Below are 1,466 nucleotides of genomic sequence, written 5' to 3' on the forward strand. Positions count from 1 at the left end.
TCACCTTTTGCACCCTCCTGCCTATGCGCGCGGTGCCCTACCCGCTGGTCTGCCTGCTCGGCATGAACGAGGGCGACTACCCCCGGCGTAGTCCCCGCCTGGACTTCGATCTCATGGCCCTGCCCGGCATGGCCCGCCCCGGCGACCGCTCCCGCCGCGATGACGATCGCTACCTGATGCTGGAAGCCCTCCTTGCCGCCCGACAGGAGCTCTACATCAGTTGGGCCGGAAAAGATCAGCGCAACAACCACGATAGGGCGCCCTCTCTGCTGGTGGCGCAGTTGCGGGATGCCATTCGCGATGGCTGGCCGCTGTCCCTGGAAAAGCGCACTTTCGCGCATCCCTTACAGCCCTTCAGCCTGGAATATCTGCTCGGCAAACCTGGACTACGCACCTGGGCCCGCGAGTGGTATCCATCTCCGCACAGCGCCGCGGAAGACACCGCGCTCCCCAACCCTGCCGAGCCCGCCCCCCGCAGCATCCGCGAACTGCTGGAGTTTTTCCGTCGGCCCGCACGCGCCTTTTACCGGCAACGCCTGCGCACGGACTTCAACGAAGAAGACCTGGCGGAAGAGGACGACGAACCCTTCACCCTCAACGGCCTTGAAACCTATCACCTGCTCGAAGACCTGCTCAGCGCCGCGGAAAGAAACGGCCCTGACCGCATTGCCGAAAGGGTGCGGGCACAGCGGCGCAGTGGTCGGTATCCCCTCGCCGGCATGGCGGCGAGAACCGCGACCGCGCTGCTCGACGACGTCACCCCCATCCTTACCGCCTGGCGGGGGGTCAGCGCGGAGTGGACTGCGGCGCCACAACGACGGGCTATTACCCATGCCCACGGCCAGGTATTGCTGGAGGACTGGTTACCTGCCCTGCACCAAAACAACGCGGGAGACCGCGCCTGCATCCAGCTCCGCGCCAGCCGCCTGCTGAATAAAGACAGCAAAAAACCGGAAGGGGATAAACTCGCAGCCCTCTGGCTCCAGCAATTGCTGGCCAGCGCCATCGGCCTGCGCTGCGCTGGCATTGTTGTGGGCCGGGATGTACTTATCCGCGCCGCGCCGCTGCAACTGGATGCCATTGCCGCACTGGACGATCTGCTGGATCTCTGGCAGGAAGGTCTTTGCCAACCCCTGCCGGTCACCCTCAAAACCGCCCTCGTCAGCCTGCAGGGTAAAAATCCGGCTCTGATTTACGACGGCAGTGACCGCCTGCCCGGCGAAGTCCAGAAAGACCTCAGCCTGTTCCGCGATTACCCCGACTTCGCCACCCTCAGCAGCGCCCGCATTGGGTCCCGGCAGCGCGGCTTCGCTGACTATGCCGAAGCCCTCTACCGCCCCTTCGCCGACTGGCTGGAAACCCTGGAATGGCGGGCGCACCCATGACCACGATCCTCGACCCCCTGCACCTGCCCCTGCACGGCAGCCGCCTCATCGAGGCCAGCGCCGGCACCGGCAAAACCTGGA

At 65.3% G+C, this 1,466-nt stretch carries 1 pseudogene; it reads left to right on the forward strand.

The features are described from left to right. A pseudogene (locus HF921_RS08060) lies at positions 1–1,385 on the forward strand (exodeoxyribonuclease V subunit gamma); the annotation flags it as partial. Positions 1,386–1,466: the final 81 nt, after the last annotated feature.

Origin of the sequence: Acidithiobacillus ferriphilus (assembly GCF_018854775.1) — a bacterium.
Lineage (GTDB): Bacteria > Pseudomonadota > Gammaproteobacteria > Acidithiobacillales > Acidithiobacillaceae > Acidithiobacillus > Acidithiobacillus ferriphilus.